The following is a 22,493-nucleotide window of genomic DNA, read 5'->3' on the forward strand; positions in this document are numbered from 1 at the left end:
GCGGCCCGCGAACATCGGCCTAGCGGGCGTTTCGGGCGGCCGAGGTCTGGAACGCCTGCCGCCAGAAATCGCCATACGATCGGTTCGGATCGTCCACGTCCCAATAGCCCAGGCTGTTGACCGCGTAGGCGGGCTCGAACGACGTGACCTGGCCGAAAGGCACGACGCGCCGGTCGGTGTTGTCGAGCATGAAGAACGTCCCGTCCGGCAGACGCGCGACCAGGACCGCATGTCCCTCGGGCGGCTTGACGTTCGAGCTCACGCCGACGACCAGAAACAGGTCCTTCGGAGGAAACCCGATATATCTCAGCCCCCAGCTCTTCAACAGGGCGATGTCCTCGCAATCGCCGCCCAGGATCAGCGTGTTGATCGGCGGCGCCCAGACGTCGTTACCCTTGTAGAGGTTGGAGTCGGCGACGACCCTGACATGCTGGGCGACATAGTCGTTGACCGCCGTCAGTTGATCGAACTTGGAGCTCAGCCGGGCCGTCTTGCGCAAGAAATCGCGATAGGATCGAACCTCCTTGATGTCGCCCTTCTCGAGCACGGTGTTCGTCAGCAGCGCGGCGTGGACCAACCCGTCTCGGCGCGCGAGCACGTCCGGAGGGTGGTCGGTCTTGGTGATCGTGAAGCGCCCGAGCCGGTTACCCTCCAGGCGATTGCCGTCGGGCGGCGCGGCGGCGCACGCCAGGGCGATCACGGCGACGGCCACCGGAAGCCTTGCGATCATGCCGCCTCGGGATCTTTTCCAGAGCATGCGCCCATCCTGGCGGAGGCGCCCGCCGGGCCGCCATCAGGCAAGCCCCCCAGGGCCGGGCGAAAATACCCTAGCCCCCGACGTCGAAGGCGGCGGCCGTCAGGTCTTCAGCCGGTACCCGGTCCGGAACAGCGCCCAGCACCACAGGAACATCCCCACCGACAGAACCGCGGTGACCACCACTCCGATCATCACCGAGCCGTCGGCGTGGCCGATGAAGCCGTAGCGGAAGCCGTCGATCAGATAGAAGAACGGGTTGAAATGGCTGGCCGAACGGAACGGCTCGGGCAGGCGGTCGACCAGGTAGAAGGTGCCCGACAGGAAGGTCATCGGCATGATCAGGAAGTTGGTCACCGCCGCCAGCTGGTCGAACTTCTCGGCCCACAGGCCCGCCAGCACGCCGGCCAGGCCCAGAATGATCGAGGCGCCGACCGCGAAATAGACGATCGCCCAGGGGTGGGCGATCTGCAGGCCCGCGCCCGGCAGCACGCCGATCACCAGGGCGGTGACCGCCCCGACCACGATGCCGCGCGTCGCCGCGCCCAGGCCGAACGCCGAGACCTGCTCCAGCGGCGTCAGGGGCGGCGTCAGGAAGTCGGGCGTCAGGCCCATCATCTTGGCCTGGATCAGCGACGAGGACGAATTGGCGAAGGCGTTGTTGAGGATGGCCATCATGATCAGGCCGGGGGCCACGAAATGGCCGAAGGTCACCCCGCCCACCGCCGGCCGGCTGCCGCCCACGGCGACCACGAACACCAGCATGTAGAGCAGGGTCGTCACCACCGGGGCGGCGACCGTCTGTGTGCCGACCTTCCAGAAGCGGCGGATCTCGCGCTGATACAGAGTGAAGAACCCGCTCCAGTTCCAGCCGTGGTAGTCGCGCGGCTGCGGCGGGATGACGGCGTTCGTCACGTCTTTCATGGGCCCTTGGATCCTGAAACGCCTGAACCCCACGGCTTCAAGGGCGATTGAAGCACTTAAAAAGGTTCTAAATCAAACACTTGGAGCGTGGCGGGCACCGAAACCGGCGGCCGCGTCGGCTGCCCCGCCCCAGGATGTGCGCCCGGCGCCGACGCCGCGCAAGCGGGCTCCGGCAGAATCAATATATAGTTCCTGTGGACGAAGTCCTTACAGCCTATTGTGCGTTTTAACGCATTCTTTACACTATGTGGTAGGTCAGGCGCCGGCGGGGCGCTCTGCACACCACATGTAGAGGCCGAGACGAGTCGGGGAAACCCGTTTCGGACTCTTTTTTAGGCGGAGATGGGTCAATGAGCTGGACTGACGAACGGGTCACCACCTTGAAGAAGCTTTGGCTGGACGGCCTTTCGGCCAGCCAGATCGCCAAACAGCTCGGCGGCGTCACGCGCAACGCGGTGATCGGCAAGGTTCACCGCCTCGGCCTGTCGGGCCGCGCGGCCCCCTCGCAGCCGGCGCGTCCGGCCTTCAAGGCGCCGCGTCCGGCGCGTCCGGCCGCCACGACCATGCCCTCGGCCCCGCGCCGGGTGATCGCCGCCGAGCCGGCCGCTCTCCCGAGCGTGGCCCAGCAGCCGTCGGTCCCGGCGTTCCGCGCCGAGGAGCCGGGCTCGGCCACCGTGCTGACCCTGGGCGCCCACATGTGCAAGTGGCCGATCGGCGATCCGTCGACCGATGGCTTCACCTTCTGCGGCCGCCGGTCGTCGGAAGGCCCCTATTGCGGCGAGCACGCCCGCATCGCCTACCAGCCGCAACAGACCAAGAAGAAGGCCGGGGCCACCGAACTGGCCCGCTCCCTGCGCCGCTACATCTAGTTCTCATGCCCGTGGGGCCGCCCTCGTTCCAGGAAGCGCGGGCTTCCGGACGCGGGATGCCGGGTCGGCGGTAGAGATCCTCGCGCCCCAAATCCGCGGGACGAAGGCGCTGCAGGGTTTCGGCCTCACGGCGAGAACTGGAAAAGATCCCGGATGGTCGAGGGGCCTTCCGGGATTTTTGCGTTTTGGGGGCGGTCGGGGGACAGCCCTTCCTTCACCCTCTCCCGGAGGGGAGAGGGAGGGACCCGCGCCGCAGGCGTGGGAGGGAGAGGGGTGACGCCCTATCCGGTTTCGCTCCGACGGCCCTGCCGGCGCGCCGTCGAACTCAGTACCCCCTCACCCTCCCACCGCTGCGCGGCGGGCCCCGCCCTCTCCCTCTGGGAGAGGGTTTTTGGCGTGTACGCTCGAATAGCGAACGAAGCCCAGCGATTTCAACGCCCTGAACTTTCTCGACCCGATTTGGTCCTCACCCTCCAGAACGCCCGTATCCTTATCTCACCTCGACGCAGGGAAAGGGCGCATGGCCAGCGACCGATGCGGCGGCGGGGGGCGATCGAGCGGGTCGCGTCATCGATGGGCTGTTCGCGTGTGTAGGGACAGACCAACCTCGCGTTCGCGAGATGCTCGCCGAGCCCGGAACACGGAAACGGTCGGGCGCGGGGGTCGATGGCGCCGCAGGCGGGCTGTGAAAGGCTCGCGGTCCGGGACCGGGTGTCGTTGACCTGGCCCGCCCGTCGGAGGCTTCAAGGCGGCGAGGCTCTAACAGGGCTCAGCGTCGCGGGCTTCCGGATAACGACCGCGCGGAGCGTCTGGCTTCGTCGAAACGGTTACTACTCAAACACTCCGGACGGTGTCCGGCGCTCCGCGTCCCTTTCCATCACCTCAGCGAGAGATCGCGTGAGCCTGCGAAGCTGTGCCCGCGAACACTTGCCCCCACCTGACCGCTTCGCGGTCTGTCCGCCCCCACAGGGGGCGGAGGACGCGCGCACCGAACCTCTTCCCCCTCCGGGGGAAGACGACGCGAAGCGGTCCGTAGGGGGCAAGTGGTCGCCGCACGAACGCCCACCCATTTCACACGCCACCCCAATCCGTCCTATCTAGAACCCCATGACCGACACCGTCGCCCCTGATTCCAACGCTCAGGCCTATTCCGTCTCGGAACTGGCCTTCGCCCTGAAGCGCACGCTGGAAGACCGGTACAGCTTCGTGCGGCTGCGCGGCGAACTGTCGAAGGTCACCCACCACTCCAACGGCCACGTCTACCTGACCATCAAGGACGACAAGGCCGCCATCGACGGCGTGGTCTGGAAGGGCAATGTCCGTCAACTGCAGATCCGGCCCGAGCACGGGCTGGAGGTCATCGTCACCGGCAAGATCACCACCTATCCGGCCGGGTCGCGCTACCAGATCGTCATCGAGACCATGGAGGCCGCCGGCGTCGGCGCCCTGCTCGCCCAGCTGGAGCGGCTGAAGGCCAAGCTGGCCGCCGAGGGGTTGTTCGCCCCGGAGCGCAAGCGGCCCCTGCCCTCGATGCCGGCCGTGGTCGGGGTGATCACCAGCCCGACCGGGGCGGTGATCCGCGACATCCTGCACCGCATCCGCGACCGCTGGCCCTGCCAGGTGCTGGTCTGGCCCTGCGTGGTGCAGGGCGACGCCGCCGCCGGCCAGGTCAGCGCCGCGATCCGAGGCTTCAACGCCATCGCGCCGGGTGGTCCCGTGCCGCGTCCCGACGTCCTGATCGTCGCCCGCGGCGGCGGCTCGGTCGAGGACCTGTGGGCCTTCAACGACGAGGCCCTGGCCCGCGCCGTGGTCGAGGGAACCATCCCGCTGATCTCGGCCGTCGGCCACGAGACCGACACCACCCTGATCGACTTCGTCTCCGACCGTCGCGCGCCCACCCCCACCGCCGCCGCCGAGATGGCCACGCCGGTGCTGGCCGAGCTGCGGGCCCTGGTCAGCGACTACGACCGCCGCCTGAACAACTGCGGCGGCCGGGCGATCGAGGAGCGGCGCACCCGCCTGGTCAGCGCCGCGCGCGGCCTGCCCCGCCCCGCCGACCTGCTGGCCCTGGCCCAGCAGCGCCTGGACCTGGCGGTGCGCGGCCTGCCTCGCCTCGACGACCTGACCGCCCCGGCCGAGCGCCGGTTCAAGGAGACCGCCGCCCGTCTCGACGCGGCCCTGCAGCGCAACACCGACATCCACGCCCGCGACCTGCTGAAGGTCACCGCCCGCCTGTCGCCCGACACCCTGCACCGCCAGCGCGCCGACTGCGGCCGCCGGGTCGAGGACCTGGGCCGGCGGCTGGACCTGGCCGCCCGTCGCGTTCCCGAGCGCGTGGCCCAGCACGCTCGCCTGCCCGCGCTGCAGGAGCGGCTGAACGCCGTGGTCCGGCGACGGCTGGAGCGCGACACCGACCGTCTGGTCAGCCTGGACAAGCTGCGGGTGTCACTCAATCCCGAGCGGCCGCTGGAGCTGGGCTTCGCCCTGGTGCACAGAGCTGACGGGTCGATCGCCCGCTCGGCCGCCGAGCTGACCAGCGGCGAGCGCGTCAGCCTAAAGTTCAAGGCCGGCGAGCGCGACGCGGTGATCGACGGCGAGGGATCGACGCCCGTCCCTCCCGCCGCCCCCTTATCCCAGGCTGGGGCCGCGCCGCGTCCGGCGCCCAAGCCGAAAGCGCCGCCGCCTCCATCCGATCAGGGGAGCTTGTTTTGACGCGCATCGCTGGGCCGCCCACCTGTTCCCCCGACCTCAACTGGCGTAAAAGAGTCCTATGAACGCGTTCGATCCCAATCTCGGCAAATCCGGCGGCCCGGCCGTGCTGCATTATGGCGACGGCGAGTTCGCCATCATGAGCCCCGGCCACTACGTGCTGTGCGCGGTCACCGGCGCCAAGGTGTCGCTGGAGAACCTGCGCTACTGGAGCCCGGAGTTGCAGGAAGCCTATGCGGGTCCGGCCGAGGCCCTGAAGCGCTGGCGGGAGAGCCGGGGCTGAACCGGCGGGGGGCGCTCGCCGGCCTGACCGCCGCCCTAGGCTTCCCGACCATCGCCCGCGCCGCCGCGCCGGGCCTGACCCTGTCTGGCCGTTTCGTGCAGGGCGGCGCGGTCGTGGGCCGCACCGCGCCCCACGCCAGCGTGCTGCTGAACGGCGCGCCGGTCACCCAGGCCTCGGCCGACGGCTGGTTCGTGATCGGCTTCGACCGCGACGCCCCGCCCCCGGCCCTGATCACGGTGGAGACCGCCGACGGCTCGGCCAGCCACCAGGCGACCATCGCGCCGGGGACCTTCGACATCCAGCGCATCGACGGCCTGGCCGCCGACCAGGTCTCGCCCAGCGATCCGGCCCTGCTGGCCCGCATCGCCGCCGAGGGGGCGCGCAAGAGCGTCGGCTTCGCCAGCCGGCTGGACGGCGACTTCTTCCGCACCGGCTTCATCTGGCCCGTCCAGGCCACGCGCCGCTCGTCCAGCTTTGGCGGCCAGCGCATCCTGAACGGCGAGGCCAAGCGCCCGCACTACGGCGTCGACCTGGCCGCCCCGGTCGGGACGCCGGTCGTGGCCCCGGCCGCCGGCGTCGTCAGCTTCGCCGAGACCGGCCTGCACTTCGAAGGCGGGCTGATCCTGATCGACCACGGCCAGGGCCTGATCACCGCCTATCTGCACCTCTCGCGCGTCGACGTGGCCGCCGGCCAGGCGGTGGCTCAGGGCCAGCTGATCGGCGCGGTCGGCCAGGCGGGCCGCGCCACCGGTCCGCACCTGTGCTGGCGCATGAAGTGGCGCGACCGGAACCTCGACCCCTCCCTGATGGTCGGGGTACCGCAACCACACGCCTAGGTCGAAATTTGTTGGGTCGATTCCCCCCTAAGGGGATCGACAGCCCGTTAGCTCTACAGTATGCCCGCCATCCCCCTTGTCGTGATGGAGGCCAGTCCCGCATGTCCGCGACGCTCGATCAGCTGCGATTTCTGCTGGTGGACGACAACCATCACATGCGGGCGATCGTCTCGACGATCCTCAAGGGCGTCGGCGTGCGGCACGTGTTCGAGGCCATGGACGGCGCCGAAGCCCTGCAGGTCGTTCGCGAACGTCAGATCGACATCGCCATCGTCGACTTCCGGATGTCGCCCCTGGACGGCGTGCAGTTCACCCAGCTGGTCCGCCGCTCGCCCGACAGCCCGGACCCGTTCCTGCCGATCATCATGCTGACCGGCTTCGCCGAACGGCACCGGGTGCTCGAGGCCCGCGACGCCGGGGTCACCGAGATCGTCGTCAAGCCGGTCACCGCCCGCTCGCTGCTGGACCGCATCGACGCGGTGATCTTCAAGCCCCGGCCGTTCATCCGCACCGACGACTATTTCGGCCCCTGCCGGCGTCGTCGCGACGACCCGAAGTACGACGGTCCGCGCCGGCGCCGCCACGAGCGGATGCTGGAGCTCTAGGCCTCGCCCGCCGCCAGCGCCGCGTAGACCTCGTTCGGCCAGCGCCGATGGACCCAGAACCATTCCTCGGGTCGCTCACGGATGCGGTCCTCCATGAAGGCGTTGACCAGCTTCACGCCCGCCTCGATGTCGGCGGTGCGATCGCCGGTGTCGGGCAGAACGATCGGATCGTGGACCACCGCCCGGAAGCGCGCGCCCTTGGTGCGCTGCACCGACATCGGCTGCAGCACCGTGCCAAAGCGGATCGCCAGGCGCGAGGGTCCCGGCGCCGTGCGCACCGGATGGCCGAAGAATAGGCCCTCGACGCCGGTGTTGAACTTCTGATCGTTCATCAGCGCCACGGAAACGCCGCGCTTCATGGCCTCGAGCAGCTCCCGCGCCCCGTCGCCGCCCTTGGGGGCGAACAGCCGCACGCCGTAGCGGAAGCGGCTGGCCTTGATGCGGTCGTCGACATACGGATTGTTGGCCGCGCGATAGGTCATCTCGCAGGTGACCCCGGAATCGACGATGGCCGCGGGCATCACCTCCCAGTTCGACAGGTGTCCCGAAACGAAGACCACGGGAACCTTGTCGGCGGCGATCTGGAACAGGCGCTGCTGATTGACCACCTCGACCCGGCCCGTGGACGGCAGGATTTTGTCCATCAGCGGGAACTCGGCGAAGGTGCGGCCCAGGCCGTCCCATTGCGCCTTGAGCATGGCCGCCCGCCAGGCTTCGTCCTTGTCCGGAAAGGCCAGCGTGAGATTGCGCGCCGCCACCTTGTGCGCGCCGCTCAGCGGACCGACGGTGCGGCCCAGCCAACCGCCGAACGCCGAAGCGGCGTCGACGCCCAGCAGGCGCACCACCCCGATGAAGAGGTCAAAACCCAGCGCTTCCGCGCGCCATAGAAGATCCTGGCCCAAAGGCCGACGCTTATCCGACATGAACCCTTAGTAGCCTGCTTCGCGGATGAGTGGGACTCGCAGCGTGTGTCGACTCGCGTGGTTCGCCCGGCACGCGACTTGCGGATGTCACCCCAGGCCGTTCCGTTTCGGGACGGGAACATGAAATCGGGGCGTCATCATGGGCAACGACATTGATGTCTATCTGGGCAAGCGATTGCGGCGTCGCCGCCGTCTCCTGGGCCTGACTCAACAACAGCTGGCCGGCACCGTCGGGGTGCGCTTCCAGCAGATCCAGAAATATGAATGCGGCGCCAACCGCATCTCGGCCGCTCGCCTCTGGCAGCTGTCCGAGGCGCTGGAGGTCCCGGTCGGCTACTTCTACGACGGCCTGTCGGACCGTGCGGCGAAGGAAGCCAACGCCGAGGCCGAGGGCGGCGAGATGTTCGCCCGCAAGGAGACGCTGGACCTAGTCCGCGCCTACTACCTGCTGGGCGAGCGTCCGCGTCGGCGCCTGTTGGACTTGGCCAAGTCGCTGAACGGCGGCGAGGCGATCGAAGCCTAGGTTCAGAAATCGCGAACGGTGGCGTCGAGTCGAAGGGCGGGCTAAATCCTCGCCCATGACCCTCGCCGCCGATCACCTCGCTCAGCTCGACGCCTTCGTCGTTGACCTCAACCGCGCTTCGGCGGCGGCGATCCTGCCGCTGTTCCGGACCGACCACGGGTTGGAAGACAAGGGCGCCGGCAAGAACCTGCCGCGCGACAGCCACGCCGCCTTCGATCCGGTGACGGAAGCCGATCGCGGCGCCGAGGCGGCGATCCGCCAGCTGATCGCCGAACGCTATCCCGAACACGGGGTGATCGGCGAGGAGTACGGCGAAGACCGACCCGACGCCGAGTTCGTCTGGGTGCTGGACCCGATCGACGGCACGCGCGCCTTCATCTCGGGCCTGCCGCTGTGGACCACCCTGATCGGCCTGCGCCATCAGGGGCGTCCGGTGCTGGGCTCGATCGGCCAGCCCTATACGGGCGAGATTTTCATCGGCTCGGCCGCCGGTTCGCGCCTGATGTCGCGAGGCCATAGCCGGCCGATCCAGGTGCGCGAATGCGCCGACCTGACCGACGCCGTCATCGCCACCACCGATCCCGAAGCCTGTTTCGACGGGGCTGAACTGGGCGCCTGGCGCCAGGTGCGCGCCGCCGCCAAGCTGGCCCGCCTGGGCTGCGACGCTTACGCCTACGCCATGGTCGCCATGGGTAAGATGGACATGGTCATCGAGGCCGGCCTGAAGTCCTGGGACATCGAGGCGGCCATTCCCCTGATCGAGGGCGCCGGCGGGATCGTCGCCAACTGGCGCGGCGAACCGATCGGTCCCAACGGCGGCCAGATGGTGATCTCCGGCGACCGCCGCTGCCTGGACGAGGCGCTGGTGTCCTTGCGGCGGTCGGCGAAGTAGCGCCGCGCCTCCAACGCCGATCATCCCAGGGCGTGTTCCGAGAACGACGGCGGTGATTGTGGATTATCGCGGCGCGACCGGGTCCACCGTTTCGTCGAACGCCGCCCAGAACTTCGCCCGGCGGTCGTCGGTCTCGATCAGGATCTCGTGGAAGGCGTCGGGGATCTCGACATAGCGGCCCTTCGGCATGCGGCCGGCGATCGCCCTCTCGTCGGCGACCAGGACACGGCTGTCCTGCCCCGCTCCGACGATGGTCACCGGGATCGATATGGCCTCGACGCCCCGGGTGCGCCGTAGGAAAGCGCAGGTCGAGAAGGCGAAGTCGGTCCAGCCCCAGGTGATGCCGCCCAAGGCGATGTCGGGATTGGCGTTGATCTGGGCCCGGTGGCGGGCGTAGCGGGCGGCGTCGTGGGTCAGGGCGTCCTTGGGGAAGCTCTGGACGAACGGGTCTCCCACGTCGCCCAGAACGTAGTCGCCCTTGTATCGCGAGCGGCTCATCAGCCACGCCAGAGCCCTCGCCCCGCCCGCCGGCCTGCGGCCGGTGTTGAGACCCAGCATCGGCGCCGACAGCACGGCCGCGGCGAAACGGGTCTCGCCCATGGCCAGGGCCAGCATGATCAGGCTGCCGCCCATCGAGTGCCCGACCGCGATCCAGGGCTTGGGCAGCCGCGTCTCGAACGCGGCCAGCAACGCCTGGTGGTCGCCGAGGAATTCCTTGAACCCGGTCGCGTGGCCCTTCAGCCGATCGGGCAGAGCACGGTGCGAAAGCCCCTGCCCCCGCCAGTCATGGACCAGCACGACGAAGCCGCGGTCCAGCAGGTCCTGCACGACCTCGAAATACTTCTCGATCGGCTCGCTGCGGCCGGGGCTGACCACCACCGAGCCGCGCGCCTCGCCGCCCTTTGAGACCTCAGGCGGCGAAAATAGAGCGGCGCGGAGGGTCGCCCCGTCCGCGCCGCTGAACCATTCGGCCTTTCCATGATCGGGAACGGGCGCCTCGGGAATCGAGACCAGCGGCGCCGCATCCGCCATGGATCAGCGCATCTTCGCGAAGAGGGCCGCCATCTTCGACTGCAGGGCCATGGCCGTGCCCATGTCCGACAGCTTCAGCTTGCCGGTCATCACCGCCATGGTCGGGTCCAGCGAGCCGGCGCCGATGGCCAGCAGGTCGTCCAGCGACAGGGTCATGGTCAGGTCGGCCGGCTTGTCCTCGTTGGTCACCGAGCCGCCGTCGATGTGGATGACGCCGGTTTCCTTCAGGTCGAACTTCAGGCTCTTGCCCAGGCCGCTGTCGTCGCCGACGGCGGCTTTGATGCGATCGGTGATTTCCTGCAACGTAGCCATAAGCGCTTCTCCCTCTGTGGCGCGTGGATTCTGGGCGGCAGACTGGCCGCTGGATCGCGGCGAGTAAACACTGTTCAGACGCGCCGGCGGCTATTTCTTCTTGACGTAATAGTCCACGGCCGACGGGGCTTTGGCCAAACGGACGCGGGACGCGCCCTTGAACTGGCCGGGCTCGAAGACAACGCCTTCGGCGCCGGCCGGCAGCGGCTTGGAGCTTCCGTTGGGGAAGATCGCCACGCCGGAATCGACCGTCAGGAACTTCAGGCCGTCCATCTGCGGCGCCATCATGGCCATGGGACCGGCGGCCTTGCGAATGGCCCTGTTGGAGTCGTCGACCGTGACGACCAGCTCCCGCGCATCGTACTCGACCGCCGGCTTGAGCACTGGATCGAGCAGCATGGTCGAGCCGAGCTTCGTGTCGGCGGAAACGTCGAAGCTGACCTGCGCCTTGGCCTGCAGCTGGGCCAAGGTGGGCGTGCGTTCGAAACGCCCCTCGCCATCGATCGGCAGCGGCGTGCGGACGCCGTTGGCCTCGATCAAGGTCGCCTTGACGCCGGTCGCCCGCTTGCCCTCGCGCAGGAGGGCGTAGCTGAGCTTGATCCTGGAACGTTCGGCGGGCGGCACTTTCAGGAAGGCCTCCAGGAACGAGAAGACCTTGGTGGCGGGCGCGACCTTGCCGGCCTCGGCCTTGGCCGCGAACGGAACCGTCGACGCTAGGGTCAGAGAGATCAGGGCCGAAGCGACGGCGCGTCCTTTCGGGCTCATTTCGGCTTCACGAACTTGAGGGTCATGCGGTCGCTCTCGCCGATGGCGTCGTACTTGGCGTGGTCGAAGCCGGGCTCGGCCGGCTCGCCGCGCGGCGCCGACAGCCGGGTGGGCGGCAAGGTCCAGACGCCGAACGGGTGATCCTTGGTGTCCTTGGGATTGGCGTTGATCTCGCTTTCGCCCGCCAGGACGAAGCCGGCCTCCTTGGCCATTTCGATCACATAGGCCTGTTGCACATAGCCGTCGGCGGCCAGCACGTCCTGCACCCGCCCGGGTTCGCCGCGATGCTCCTCGACGCCCAGAACGCCGCCCGGCTTGAGAACGGCCAGGGCTTCGCGGAAGGCTTTCTCGGCCAGGCCCGCCGCCATCCAGTTGTGCAGGTTGCGCAGGAACAGCACCAGATCGGCCGAACCCGCAGGCGCCACCGGGCCGCTGGTCGGCCCGAACGCCGTAACGACGACCTCGCCATAGACCTTCTTGTGGTCGGCGAGCTTGCGCTGATAGGCCTCGACGGCCGCCTTGGCGCTGGGGTCGTCCGGCAGGTCGGTCTGCAGCGAAGCGGCGTAGAGCTTGCCGCCCGTCGCGGCCAGGTACGGCGCGAGAATGTCGGTGTACCAGCCGGAACCGGGCCAGAACTCGACCACGGTCTGGCCCGGCTTGAGGCCCCAGAACTCCAGGCTCTCGACGGGATGACGCCAGACGTCGCGGGCCTTGTCGGCGGGCGTGCGCCAGTCGCCCCCGGCCGCGGCCTTCAGGGTCATCGGTTCGGCCTTGGCCGCCGGCTTGGCGTCGGGCTTGGCCGCCTTGCGACCGCATCCCGCCAGACTCAGCGCCGCCGCGCCCGCCAGCAGCCCCCGCCGCGACCATCGAAGTCCTGGACCCATGCCGCCACCCGCCATCAATTCACAACCCCGATCATGCACCCGACCTTGGCGAAACTTCGCCTCTGACCCGTCAAGTTTTAACCCGGCTTGCGAAAGCGCAGCGTCATGCGGTCGCTCTCGCCGATGGCGTCGTATTTCGAACGATCGAAACTGGGATCGGCCGGCTGACCGCTGGGCGCGGTCTGCTTGGTCGGCGGCAAGGTCCAGACACCGAACGGATGATCCTTGGTGTCCTTGGGGTTGGCGTTGATCTCGGACTTGGCGTCGAGCTTGAAGCCGGCCTTTTCCGCCAGGGCCACCACGGTGGCCGTCGCCAGATAACCGTCCGCGCCCTTGTCGGTTTCCGACTTGGGATCGGCGCGGTGGTCCTCGACCGCCAGGGTCCCGCCCGGTTTCAGCACGGCGAAGAAGTCGGCGAAGATCTTGTCGGCCACCCCCGGCTGGACCGTCCAGTTGTGGACATTGCGCGCCGTCAGGACCAGATCGGCCGACCCCGCCGCCCCCAAGGGCGCGGCGACCGGTCCGAAGTTCACGAACCGCACGGTCCCGTACTTGGCCGGATCCAGGAAGCGCATCTCAAAGTTCGCCCTGCCCTTGCGGGCCCCGTCCGAGATCTTCGGATTGGCCAGATCAGCCAGACCCGCGACATAGGCCCCGCCCGTGGCCTTGGCGTAGGGCGCCAGGATCTCGGTCCAGTAGCCGCCGCCCGGCGACACCTCGACCACGGTCTGGTGCGGCTTCAGCCCCCAGAAGGTCAGGCTCTCGTAGGGATGGCGGGCGCCGTCGCGGGCCGCGTTGGCCGGCGTCCGGTCAGGCGAGGCGATGGCCGCCCGCAACGCCGCGTCGGCGGCGAACACGGGCGAGGCGGAAAGGCAAAGCGTCGCGGCGGCGAACAGGAGGAGATGGCGGCGGCAAGTCATCGTCGGAGCTCTCCAAGGCTGGCCAGGGGGCCGGGCGAGCCGACCTTAACGGTGGCCGAACGACGATCAAGCGATTCACCGTCAAGCCGCTCATTCAACCCCTTGAAGTCGAAAAACGGCTCACCACCTTGGTCTCGGAGGCGCTGGAAACCCGGGCCTTCCAGACCGCCGGCGACGCCTGTCTAGGGTCGCCAAAGGTCTGAACCTATTGAGCAACCTTGCTGTGAAAGAAGGATGTCATCATGCGTACGATCGACCTGTCCCCCCTGTATCGCTCCGTCGTCGGATTCGACCGCCTGGCCGCCCTGCTGGACTCCGCCGCCTCGAACGAGGCCGCTTCGGGCTATCCCCCCTACAACATCGAGCGCACCGCCGAGAACGCGTACCGCATCGAGATCGCCGTCGCCGGCTTCAAGCCGGAGGAGCTTGGCATCGAGGTGAAGGAGAACCTTCTCACCGTCACCGGCCGCAAGCCGGCCAATGACGAGGCCAAGCGCTACCTCCATCGCGGCCTGGCCGAGCGCAACTTCGAGCGCCGCTTCCAGCTGGCCGACTACGTGGTCGTGACCGACGCGGCCCTGTCGGACGGCCTGTTGTCGATCTCGCTGAAGCGCGAGCTGCCCGAGGCCCTCAAGCCCCGCACGATCGAGATCAAGTCGGCCGCGCCCCTGATCGAAGGCGACAAGGTCGAAGGCGAGAAGGCAGCCTAACACCACCTTCGCGCGTTATCATATCTCCCCTCTATGACTTTCAGGGCGGCGCTGAGATGCGCCGCCCTTTTTTCTGGCGGCGATGGAGCGGCTCATCCGCTTCGGCCGCGCTCTAGGCCGGCGTGAAATCCAGGCCCTGCGCCTGGCTGAGGTCGCAGTCGCGCAGACTGATCCTGGACAACCGCGCGCCGGTGAAGTCGGCGCCCCGCAGGTCGGCGCCGTCGAGCACAGCCTCGCTGAGATCGGCCGCCTGCATCTGGGCGTACCGCAGACGGGCGGCCTTCAGATTGACCAGGGTCTTGCGCTCGGGCCCCAGAGGCAACGGCGAGAGGAACGCCTGTCGCAGGTCGGCCTTGGTCAGGTTGGCGCCGGACAGCTTGGCGCCCCGCAGGTCGGCGCCGCGCAGGTTCGCCATGCGCAGATCGGCGTTTTGCAGATTGGCGCCCTGGAGCTGGGTCCCGGACAGGTCGATGCCGACCATGCACGCGCCCGCGGCGCTCATCGCCGTCAGCCGCAGGCCCTTGAGCCTGTCGCCGAGCGGGCGCAGATCTTCGCCGTCCAGCCGCGCGGGTTCGCCTTCCTTGCCGCCGGTCTTGCACCAGGCCTCGTTGGCCAGGCAGCGCCGGTGGATTTCCTCGACGCGCGACAGCGCCCTTTCGGTCGACGCCGCCAGGCAGCCCTGCATCGCCGCGCCGCTGGTGCGGGCGGTGGACGTGTCGACGCCCGACATGACCGCGCCGGTAAAGTTGGCGCCTTCCAGGTTGGCGCCCTTGACGTCGGCGCCGTCCAGGATCGCCCCGCTCAGATTGGCTTCCTTGAGATTCGCCCCCGACAGCTTGGCTCCGCGTAGCGAGCAGTCGCTGAAGTCGGCCTTGAAGGCCGAGACGCCGGTGAATTGCGAGCCGTCCAGCGTCGCGCCCGAGAAGTTGACCTCGTCGACTTCGCCGTTGCGAGTCTCGTGGCGGATGGTTTCGAGGCCCTTGCGAGGATGCGGTATGGCCACCTGGCCTTCCCGGAAGTCGGCCTGGGTCAGATCGGCCTGTGACAGGTTCGCGCCCCGCAGACAGGCGCCGCGCAGATCGGCGCGCACCAGAACGGCCTGGCGCAGATCGGCCTTGCGCAGATCGGCGCCGAACAGGTTGGCCCGCTCCAACCGTGTGCGGACCATGCGGCAGCCGTCCAGGATTGAGGCGGAGAAATCGGCGTCGGCCAGATTGCGGAAGGACAGGTCCAGGCCCGAGAGGTTCGTGAAGCGCAGCGAAGCGCGCTTGCCGCCCTGCTTGCCCGTGACGAATTTCTCGTGCGCGGTCACGATCATGTCGAGCTCGGCCTGGCTAAGTCGCCGCCGTCCCGCAATGCTCTGCGCCGCGCTCATGTCCTACGCTACTCCCCCGAGAAACCCGTGCTCCCGTCGAGACATAACGGCGATCGACAAGCGAAGCGTTAAGGCCGCGCCGTTTTGCCGCAACTTTCGCGAGGCGCCTTCGAAAATTCGTCGTTAGCGTTACCGGGCGCTAGATCACGTCGTCCAGGCCGCGGGCGCCCAGACGAATGGCGCCCGTGATGTCGACATCCTTGAGCAGCGCGTTGGTGAAATTCGCGCGCGACAGGTCCGCGCCGTTCAAACAGGCTTGGCGCAGGTCGGCCCTGGCCAGATCGGCGTTGGTCAGCAAGGCTCCGGTCAGGTCGCTGGGCAGCAGGCGCTCGCGGCCGATCAGCAGCGGACCCAACTGGGCCTCGCGCAGGTCGGAACCGGTCAACTTGGCGCCCTTCAGCCGGGCGCCGCGCAGATCGGCCCGACGCAGGTTGCAGGAGCGCAGGTCGGCGCCCTCCAGCTGCGCGCCCTGCATCTGCACGCTTTCCATATCCAGCCCGTAAAAGACCGCCCCCTTGGCCGAAAGGGCTGTCAGGTTGAAGCCGCGCACGGATTTCAGATTGCGCAGATCGGCCTTGTCGAACACCGAAGGCTTGCCCTCGGCGCCGCCCGTCTCGCACCAGCGGGCGTGATCCGCGATCATCTGCTCGTAGGGCATGTCGGACACGTCCTTGCCCGACGCCTTGTCGGTCAGGGCGCCGTCCATGTTGGTGTCGTTGATGTTCCAGGACATCGTCTTGGCCCCGACCAGGACCGTGTTGCGCAGGTCGGCCCCGAACAGATTGGCCCCCGACAGGTCCGCCCCGGCCAGGTTGGCGCCGTTGAAATTGGCCTGCTTGAGGTTGGCCCGCACCAGCTTGGCGTCCTTGAGGATCGCGTCGCTGAAGTCGGCCTTGGTGGCGATGATGCCCGACAGGCGCGATCGTTCGAGGTTGGCGCCGGCCAGGATCGCGCCGTGGGCCTGGGCCTCGCGCTGCACCGGCTCGATGACCCGATAGCCTTCCTTGCGGTCGGCGGCGGCGATCTGGCCCTCGCGCAGATCGGCCTCGAAGAGGTCGGCCCCGGTCAGGTTGGCGCCGCGCAGGCTGGACCCGCGCAGATCGCAGCGTCGCATCGAGGCGTCGGTCAGGTCCGAGCCGTGCAGGTCCGCCCCGTACATGGTGGCGTTGTCGAGCTTGGCGCGCCGCATGTCGCAGCCGACCATCAGGGCGCCGGTGAAATCGGCGTCGCAGAGATTGCGGCCCGTCACCGACAGGCCCGACAGGTCGCAAAAGGCGAAAACGGCGCGCGCGCCGCCCATCCGAGCCGACCACAGACGGTCATGCTTGGCGCAGATCACGTCGACGTCGTGCTGCGTCAGGCGCTTGTGGTCTTGGCCTGCCGCGGGAGGGGCGTTCATGACGGCTCGTATCGACTCCCCGAAGGGCTAGACCAGCACAATGCGCCAACCCGCATTAACGCTGCGTTTCCAAGCCTTTCGGGACGCCCGGACCTGGTTTGTCCAGGCGTCCCGAAACGCCGGATCAGCGGGCCGCCGGCAGCGGCTGGGCGCGGCTTTCGTCGAGGTAGCGCGCGCCGGTCGGCTTGAGGGCGTCGTCCAGATCGATGACCAGCGGATTGCCGGTCGGGATCTCGACATGGACGATGTCGGCGTCGGGCACGTTGAACAGGTGCTTGACGATGGCGCGCAGCGAGTTGCCGTGCGCCGCCACTAGGATCGTTTCGCCGGCCGTCAGCTTGGGCGCGATGGCCGCCTCCCAATAGGGCAGCACGCGCACCAGGGTGGTCTTCAGGCTCTCGGTGCTGGGCAGGTCCTTGCCGGCGTATCGGCGGTCCTTGCCGAAGTCGTACTCGCCGCCCGGGGCCAGTTCCGGCGGGGGAATGTCGTAGGACCGGCGCCAGATGGTGACCTGTTCCTCGCCATGCTTCTCTGCGGTCTCGGCCTTGTTCAGCCCGGTCAGACCGCCGTAGTGCCGCTCGTTCAACCGCCAGTCCTTGGTGACGGGGACGAAGCTCTGGCTGGCCGCGTCCAGCGCCAGGTTGCAGGTGCGGATGGCCCGCGTCTGGACGGAGGTGAAGGCCTCGTCGATGTCGATGCCGGCGGCCTTGATCAGCTCGCCGCCCTTGCGGGCCTGGGCCTCGCCCTCGGCGGTCAGGTCGACGTCGACCCAGCCGGTGAAGCGGTTTTCGAGATTCCATTGGCTCTGGCCGTGGCGGAGCAGGACGAGAACGGGCATCGGACCTCCAGGATGTGTCGGAGGGCGGGCTAAGCCCCGGCCGCCCCCGCGTCAAGCGCTCGGCCCCTCTCTTGCCGCTCTCTCACCCTTCTCTCCTCTGGGGGGCATGCTATAGGCAGGCCATGCCCGATCGCATTCTCATGCCCCTCCTGGCGTTCATCGGCCTGGCCCTGATCGCGTTTTCGCTCGTCTGGCCGCAGGGCTACGGCGCTCGCTCGCCAGGCCCGTTCGGCTCGGTCCCGATCCAGCAGACGCCGGAAATGCGGATCAAGATCCAACGCGAGAAGGACGCCGCGGCCCTGCGCGAACAACAGGTTCGCCAACAGGTGAGCGACGCTCGCGAAGCGGCGACGACCGCGCCATGAGCGCCTTCGACGCGATCGTCGTGGGCCAGCGGGTCCTGAACGCCGAGGCCCAGGCCCTGGCGCTGCTGTCGGCGTCCCTCGACGAATCGTTCGTCCGCGCCGTCGAGGCCCTGTTCGACGCCAAGGGCCGGGTGGTCTGCACCGGCATCGGCAAGTCGGGACACGTGGCGCGCAAGATCGCCGCGACCCTGGCCTCTACCGGATCGCCGGCCATGTTCGTGCACGCGGCCGAGGCCAGCCACGGCGACCTGGGCATGATCGGCCAGGGCGACGTGGTGCTAGCCCTCTCCAAGTCCGGCGAGGCGCGCGAACTGTCCGACAGCCTGGCCTACGCCAAGCGGTTCTCGATCCCGCTGATCGCCATCACCGCCGTCGCCGACAGCCAGTTGGGCCGAGCCGCCGACATCCTGTTGCTGCTGCCCGACGCGCCGGAAGCCACGGCGGAGGTCAACGCCCCGACCACCTCCACCACCCTGCAGATCGCCCTCGGCGACGCCCTGGCCGTGGCGCTGCTGGAGCGACGCGGCTTCACCGCCAGCGACTTCCGTGTTTTCCACCCCGGCGGCAAGCTGGGCGCCATGCTGCGCACGGTCGGCGACCTGATGCACGGCCAGGGCGAACTGCCCCTGACCCGCGAAGACGCCCCCATGCCCGAAGCGCTGCTGGTGATGAGCGAAAAGCGCTTCGGCGCGGTCGGCGTGGTCGCCCCCGACGGGGCGCTCAGCGGCCTGATCACCGACGGCGACCTGCGTCGCCACATGGACGGGCTGATGGGTCACGTGGCCGGTGAGGTCATGACCCGCGCCCCGCTGACCATCACGCCCGGCGCCCTGGCGGCCGAAGCGTTGAAGGTGATGAATGAGCGGCGCATCACCGTGCTGTTCGTGGTCGAAGACAACCGCCCGGTCGGCATCCTCCACGTCCACGACCTGTTGCGGGCCGGCGTGATCTGATCGCCTTCGTCTTCACGAAGCGTTGGGCCGCGGAACTTTCAGCTTGAACCTTGTCGCCGCGCGGCAAAAGCGTAGGAGACGACGTTGATGTTTCACACGACGCGGATTCGACGCCGAACGACGACAACCTCGCGCTGACGTCGCGGCGTCCGGCGACGACGATTTCGGCGGGAAGACGGCTGACCAGGTTCTACAAAACCCCGCAAGGCGACCTTGAAGGCCGTCGATGGCGCGGCTGGCGGGTGGCGGCGGTCGCCGCCCTCGTGGCCGTCCCCCTTCTGGCCGGCTTGGCCGCGCTCGGCTGGACGGCGTCGCGGTCCGCGCAAGCGCCGAAGATCAGCGAGACGGCCGCCGCCCCGCCGCCGCCCATCATCCTGCCCCTCGAGCCCGAGGATTGGCGGGGCGCGATCGACTATCGCGCCCTGGACGCCCGCATCCAGGCGATGATGGCCGATAGGACCATGGAAGGCCTGGCGATCGCCGTGGTGGAGAACGGTCGACTGTCGTTCGTGCGGGGCTATGGCCTCACCTCGCCGCAGGACGGCGAGAAGGTCGACGCGGACACGATCTTTCGGTGGGCGTCGCTGTCCAAGACGGTGGCCGGCACGCTCAGCGCCCGCCTGGCCGAGGACGGGGTGTTTTCGCTGGCCGATCCCCTGGGGAAGTTCGGCACCAGCCTGCGCCTGCCCGGCGACGCCCAGAACACGCTGACGGTCGAGCAACTGCTGTCCCAGCGCACAGGCTTGCCCAGGAACGCCTACGACGGCTGGCTTGAAGGCGGACGGGACCCGCGGGAGATCCGGGCCAGCCTGGCGGCCGTGCCGCTGCTCTGCGCGCCGGGCGCCTGCCACAGCTATCAGAACATCGCCTATGACACGATCCGCGAGGTCGTGGAGACGACCACGCATCGGCCTTATGCGGAGGAGGCTCGGCAGCGGTTGTTCCTGCCGCTGGGCATGACCAGCACGACCATCGGCATGGAAGGGCTGCGGGCGGCCAAACACTGGGCGCGGCCGTCGCGGAACCGCCGGGCGGCGCCTCTGCTTGACGCCTATTATCGGGTGCCCGCCGCGGCGGGCGTCAATTCCAACGTCGTGGATCTGGCGCGGTGGATGCAGGCGCAGATGGGACAGGCGCCCGCCGTCCTGCCGACCAAGGTTCTGGCGGATATCCAGCGCCCGCGCGTCCATACGGGCCGCCCCTATGGCAACTCGCCCCTGGGCCGCTCGCTGGAACACCCAGGCTACGGTCTGGGCATGCGCAGCTTCACCTACAAGGGCCATCGCCTGGTCGGCCATAGCGGGGCTGTAACCGGCTATCGTTCCACCATGATGTTCGATCCCGCCACGAAGACAGGCGTGGTGATGCTGTGGAACAGCGAAAGCAGCCTGCCTTTCAAACTCCAGGCCGAGGTCTTCGACCGCGCCTATCAGCTGCCGTTCAACGACTGGCTGCGATTGGAAAGCGACGGATCGAACCTCGCGCCCTGACCGGCTGCACCAGGCGGTCCGGACGGCCACGTCACAACCCGGATGCGGACATCGCCGATTTCGGCTTAGCTCGGCGGACCCAACCGCCGAGTCTCCCATGCGCAGCCTGCTGACCGCCCTCGCCCTGCCTCTCCTCCTCCTGCCCCTCTCGCCGGTGCTCGCCCACGCCGCCCAGCCGATCCTGCTCAAGCCCGCCAGGGTCTGGACCGCCGAGGACGCCGGAGCGCCGCACGAAGGCTGGGGCGTGCTGGTCAGGGACGGCAGGATCGCCGCGGTCGGTCCCGCCGCGAGCCTGGACACCACGGGCGCCGAGATCGTCGATCTGCCCGGCGCGACCGTGATCCCCGGCCTGATGGACCTGCACAGCCACCTGCTGCTGCACCCCTACAACGAGACCTCCTGGGACGATCAGGTGCTGAAGGAAGCGCCAGACTATCGCGTGGTCCGCGCCACGGTGCAGGCCAAGGCCACCCTGGACGCCGGCTTCACCACTCTGCGCGACCTGGGCACCGAGGGCGCGGGGGTGGCCGATGTGTCGCTGAAGCGGGCGATCAAGGACGGCGTCATCCCAGGCCCGCGCCTGTTCGTGGCCACCCGCGCCATTGTCGCCACCGGCGCCTACGGCCCGGCTCGACGCAACTACAATCCCGACGCCGACCTGCCCCAGGGCGCCCAGGAGGTCAGCGGGATCGACGAGGCCGTGCGGGCCGTGCGCCAGCAAGCTGGGGCCGGCGCCGATTGGATCAAGATCTACGCCGACTATCGCGTCGGCCCCGACGGTTCGACCCAGCCGACCTTCAGCCTGGAAGAACTGAAGGCCATGGTCGAGGCCGCTCACTCCACGGGTCGCCCGGTCTCGGTGCACGCCTCCGGCGACGAGGGCATGCGGCGGGCGGTCCTGGCCGGGGTCGACACGATCGAGCACGGCTACGGCGGCTCGGAGGCCACCTTCAAGCTGATGGCCGAGAAGGGCGTGGCCTTCTTTCCGACCCTGACGGCCAGCGAGGCGACCTCGACCTATTTCCAGGGCTATGTCGCCGGCAAGACACCGCCGACCCCGGCCATGCAGGCCGCCGAGCGGGCGTTCAGGCTGGCCCTGAAGACCGGCGTGACCATCGGCATGGGCAGCGACGTGGGCGTATTCCGCCACGGAGACAACGCTCGCGAGCTGGTCTGGATGGTCAAGGACGGCATGACCCCGGTCCAGGCCCTGCTGGCCGCCACGTCCGTCGACGCCAAGGTTCTGCGCCGCCAGGACGACCTGGGCCGCCTGAAGCCCGGCTTCCTGGCCGACATCGTCGCGGTGACCGGCGATCCGACCCGGGACATCGAGGCGACCAAGGCTGTGGTCCTGGTCATGAAGGACGGCGCGATCGTCCGCCGCCCCTAGCTGGCGATTCCACTTGCACGGTGCAGCTAAGACGGGCGATCTCGGCGCATGCGTCGCTCGACCTTCCCGCTGATGATCACGGCCTTGCTGCTGGCCGGTCCCGCTCTGGCGTCCGACCCCGGCACGATGCAACAGAAAGACACCCTGCGCGACGCGGTGGCCGCGCCGCTGGAGGACCTGAACCTCAAGCAGACCGCCATTCCCGCCGTGCTGCAGCGCGCGGTCGAAGATCCCTATGACGTGACCGGCCTCGACCGCTGCGAGGGCGTCGCCGGCGAGATCGGCCGGCTGGACGCGGCCTTGGGCCCGGACTTGGACGAGGCCCCCCCGCCCGACACCCGCTCGCGCGGCAAGAAAGTCGCCGACGCCGCCTATGGCGCGGGCGTCGGCGAGGTGCGCCACACCACCCGGCACGTCCTGCCCTTCCGCGGCTGGGTTCGCAGGCTGACCGGCGCCGCCAGGCACGACAAGGCCGTGCAGGCGGCGATCCGGGCGGGCAGCGTGCGCCGGGGCTATCTGAAGGGCGTGGGCATGCGGATGAACTGCGCCCCGCCGGCCGCGCCGAGCTGGTTCGTGCCGGCCCCGCCGCCCAAGCCGGTCACGGCGCCGACCGCGACCAGTCCCATGGAACGCCTGGCCGCGTTCTGGGACGGCGTCGTGACCTGGTGGCGAGGCTGGTGGCCGTTCTAGTGCAATATCCCTGAATGGTTGAGTTTGCCTGACATGCACTTTTAGGACACTG

The 22,493-nt window shown here is 68.8% G+C and carries 24 protein-coding genes; 13 read left to right on the forward strand and 11 right to left on the reverse strand.

Translation table 11 applies throughout. The features are described 5' to 3' along the window. Positions 1-19: 19 nt before the first annotated feature. Together ASD21_RS19520 and ASD21_RS19525 are read right to left on the reverse strand one after the other, a co-directional pair. Complete coding sequence (locus ASD21_RS19520; RefSeq protein ID WP_056445248.1) at positions 20-730, reverse strand: transglutaminase-like cysteine peptidase; 711 nt, start codon at positions 728-730, stop codon at positions 20-22. A 126-nt stretch (positions 731-856) separates the two neighbouring features. Beyond that, positions 857-1,678, reverse strand: a complete 822-nt coding sequence (locus ASD21_RS19525) for an ABC transporter permease (protein ID WP_056445251.1) — start codon at positions 1,676-1,678, stop codon at positions 857-859. Positions 1,679-2,028: 350 nt separating this feature from the next. Between ASD21_RS19525 and gcrA the strand changes: the two genes are divergently transcribed. The 5 genes from gcrA to ASD21_RS19550 all read left to right on the forward strand — a co-directional run bounded on the left by gcrA (position 2,029) and on the right by ASD21_RS19550 (position 6,980). Continuing rightward, positions 2,029-2,547 carry a cell cycle sigma 70 cofactor GcrA gene (gene gcrA, locus ASD21_RS19530; RefSeq protein WP_056445254.1) on the forward strand — a complete coding sequence of 173 codons (519 nt, stop codon included), beginning with the start codon at positions 2,029-2,031 and terminating at the stop codon, positions 2,545-2,547. 1,107 nt (positions 2,548-3,654) lie between these two features. Continuing rightward, positions 3,655-5,259, forward strand: coding sequence for an exodeoxyribonuclease VII large subunit (xseA, locus tag ASD21_RS19535; RefSeq protein WP_056445257.1), 1,605 nt, complete (start codon positions 3,655-3,657; stop codon positions 5,257-5,259). A gap of 58 nt (positions 5,260-5,317) precedes the next feature. Then, positions 5,318-5,539 carry a DUF2093 domain-containing protein gene (locus tag ASD21_RS19540; RefSeq protein ID WP_056445260.1) on the forward strand — a complete coding sequence of 74 codons (222 nt, stop codon included), beginning with the start codon at positions 5,318-5,320 and terminating at the stop codon, positions 5,537-5,539. A 113-nt stretch (positions 5,540-5,652) separates the two neighbouring features. Continuing rightward, positions 5,653-6,375: a M23 family metallopeptidase gene (locus ASD21_RS19545; RefSeq protein WP_235524921.1), complete on the forward strand. Its 723-nt coding sequence runs from the start codon at positions 5,653-5,655 to the stop codon at positions 6,373-6,375. A 101-nt stretch (positions 6,376-6,476) separates the two neighbouring features. Then, a complete protein-coding gene (locus ASD21_RS19550) occupies positions 6,477-6,980 on the forward strand; it encodes a response regulator (RefSeq protein ID WP_056445267.1) in 504 nt (167 codons plus the stop codon). Here ASD21_RS19550 and ASD21_RS19555 read toward each other — a convergent pair. After that, entirely contained in the window at positions 6,977-7,903 is a 927-nt protein-coding gene (locus tag ASD21_RS19555) for a lysophospholipid acyltransferase family protein (RefSeq protein WP_056445270.1), read from the reverse strand. The genes ASD21_RS19550 and ASD21_RS19555 overlap by 4 nt on opposite strands. Positions 7,904-8,042: 139 nt before the next feature. Here ASD21_RS19555 and ASD21_RS19560 point away from each other — a divergent pair, with 139 nt between their 5' ends. Further along, entirely contained in the window at positions 8,043-8,426 is a 384-nt protein-coding gene (locus ASD21_RS19560; protein ID WP_056445273.1) for a helix-turn-helix domain-containing protein, read from the forward strand. A gap of 55 nt (positions 8,427-8,481) precedes the next feature. Continuing rightward, a complete protein-coding gene (gene hisN, locus ASD21_RS19565) occupies positions 8,482-9,318 on the forward strand; it encodes a histidinol-phosphatase (protein WP_056445276.1) in 837 nt (278 codons plus the stop codon). A 63-nt stretch (positions 9,319-9,381) separates the two neighbouring features. Here hisN and ASD21_RS19570 read toward each other — a convergent pair whose 3' ends face one another. From ASD21_RS19570 to ASD21_RS19590, 5 genes are all read right to left on the reverse strand, one after another. Beyond that, positions 9,382-10,350 (reverse strand): alpha/beta fold hydrolase, encoded by a 969-nt coding sequence (locus tag ASD21_RS19570; protein WP_056445279.1) that lies wholly within the window; start codon positions 10,348-10,350, stop codon positions 9,382-9,384. A 3-nt stretch (positions 10,351-10,353) separates the two neighbouring features. Beyond that, positions 10,354-10,662, reverse strand: coding sequence for an SCP2 sterol-binding domain-containing protein (locus ASD21_RS19575; RefSeq protein WP_056445282.1), 309 nt, complete (start codon positions 10,660-10,662; stop codon positions 10,354-10,356). A gap of 90 nt (positions 10,663-10,752) precedes the next feature. Beyond that, positions 10,753-11,427 (reverse strand): hypothetical protein, encoded by a 675-nt coding sequence (locus tag ASD21_RS19580; protein WP_056445285.1) that lies wholly within the window; start codon positions 11,425-11,427, stop codon positions 10,753-10,755. Then, on the reverse strand, positions 11,424-12,311 hold the full coding sequence (locus tag ASD21_RS19585) for a class I SAM-dependent methyltransferase (protein WP_056445288.1): 888 nt from the start codon (positions 12,309-12,311) through the stop codon (positions 11,424-11,426). The genes ASD21_RS19580 and ASD21_RS19585 overlap by 4 nt, the downstream gene beginning before the upstream one ends. Before the next feature lie 77 nt (positions 12,312-12,388). Next, a complete protein-coding gene (locus tag ASD21_RS19590; protein WP_056445290.1) occupies positions 12,389-13,231 on the reverse strand; it encodes a class I SAM-dependent methyltransferase in 843 nt (280 codons plus the stop codon). Between the two features lie 242 nt (positions 13,232-13,473). Between ASD21_RS19590 and ASD21_RS19595 the strand changes: the two genes are divergently transcribed. Next, positions 13,474-13,941 carry an Hsp20 family protein gene (locus tag ASD21_RS19595; protein ID WP_056445293.1) on the forward strand — a complete coding sequence of 156 codons (468 nt, stop codon included), beginning with the start codon at positions 13,474-13,476 and terminating at the stop codon, positions 13,939-13,941. Between the two features lie 112 nt (positions 13,942-14,053). On the opposite strand, the gene ASD21_RS19600 is transcribed toward ASD21_RS19595, so the two are convergent. The 3 genes from ASD21_RS19600 to gpmA form a co-directional block, all read right to left on the reverse strand. Continuing rightward, positions 14,054-15,316, reverse strand: coding sequence for a pentapeptide repeat-containing protein (locus ASD21_RS19600; protein ID WP_056445296.1), 1,263 nt, complete (start codon positions 15,314-15,316; stop codon positions 14,054-14,056). A 139-nt stretch (positions 15,317-15,455) separates the two neighbouring features. Beyond that, positions 15,456-16,715: a pentapeptide repeat-containing protein gene (locus ASD21_RS19605; RefSeq protein ID WP_056445299.1), complete on the reverse strand. Its 1,260-nt coding sequence runs from the start codon at positions 16,713-16,715 to the stop codon at positions 15,456-15,458. Positions 16,716-16,839: 124 nt separating this feature from the next. Further along, positions 16,840-17,553, reverse strand: a complete 714-nt coding sequence (gpmA, locus tag ASD21_RS19610) for a 2,3-diphosphoglycerate-dependent phosphoglycerate mutase (RefSeq protein WP_056445301.1) — start codon at positions 17,551-17,553, stop codon at positions 16,840-16,842. A 122-nt stretch (positions 17,554-17,675) separates the two neighbouring features. Here gpmA and ASD21_RS19615 point away from each other — a divergent pair, with 122 nt between their 5' ends. The 5 genes from ASD21_RS19615 to ASD21_RS19635 all read left to right on the forward strand — a co-directional run bounded on the left by ASD21_RS19615 (position 17,676) and on the right by ASD21_RS19635 (position 22,441). Next, positions 17,676-17,918 carry a hypothetical protein gene (locus ASD21_RS19615; protein WP_056445304.1) on the forward strand — a complete coding sequence of 81 codons (243 nt, stop codon included), beginning with the start codon at positions 17,676-17,678 and terminating at the stop codon, positions 17,916-17,918. Beyond that, positions 17,915-18,871 (forward strand): KpsF/GutQ family sugar-phosphate isomerase, encoded by a 957-nt coding sequence (locus tag ASD21_RS19620; protein WP_056445307.1) that lies wholly within the window; start codon positions 17,915-17,917, stop codon positions 18,869-18,871. The genes ASD21_RS19615 and ASD21_RS19620 overlap by 4 nt, the downstream gene beginning before the upstream one ends. A gap of 263 nt (positions 18,872-19,134) precedes the next feature. Beyond that, positions 19,135-20,361, forward strand: coding sequence for a serine hydrolase domain-containing protein (locus ASD21_RS19625; RefSeq protein ID WP_235524922.1), 1,227 nt, complete (start codon positions 19,135-19,137; stop codon positions 20,359-20,361). A 97-nt stretch (positions 20,362-20,458) separates the two neighbouring features. Next, positions 20,459-21,751, forward strand: a complete 1,293-nt coding sequence (locus ASD21_RS19630; RefSeq protein WP_056445310.1) for a metal-dependent hydrolase family protein — start codon at positions 20,459-20,461, stop codon at positions 21,749-21,751. A gap of 48 nt (positions 21,752-21,799) precedes the next feature. Further along, positions 21,800-22,441, forward strand: coding sequence for a hypothetical protein (locus ASD21_RS19635; RefSeq protein WP_056445313.1), 642 nt, complete (start codon positions 21,800-21,802; stop codon positions 22,439-22,441). Positions 22,442-22,493 lie beyond the last annotated feature (52 nt).

Origin of the sequence: Caulobacter sp. Root1455, assembly GCF_001426905.1 — a bacterium.
In the GTDB taxonomy this organism is placed as follows: Bacteria; Pseudomonadota; Alphaproteobacteria; order Caulobacterales; family Caulobacteraceae; genus Caulobacter.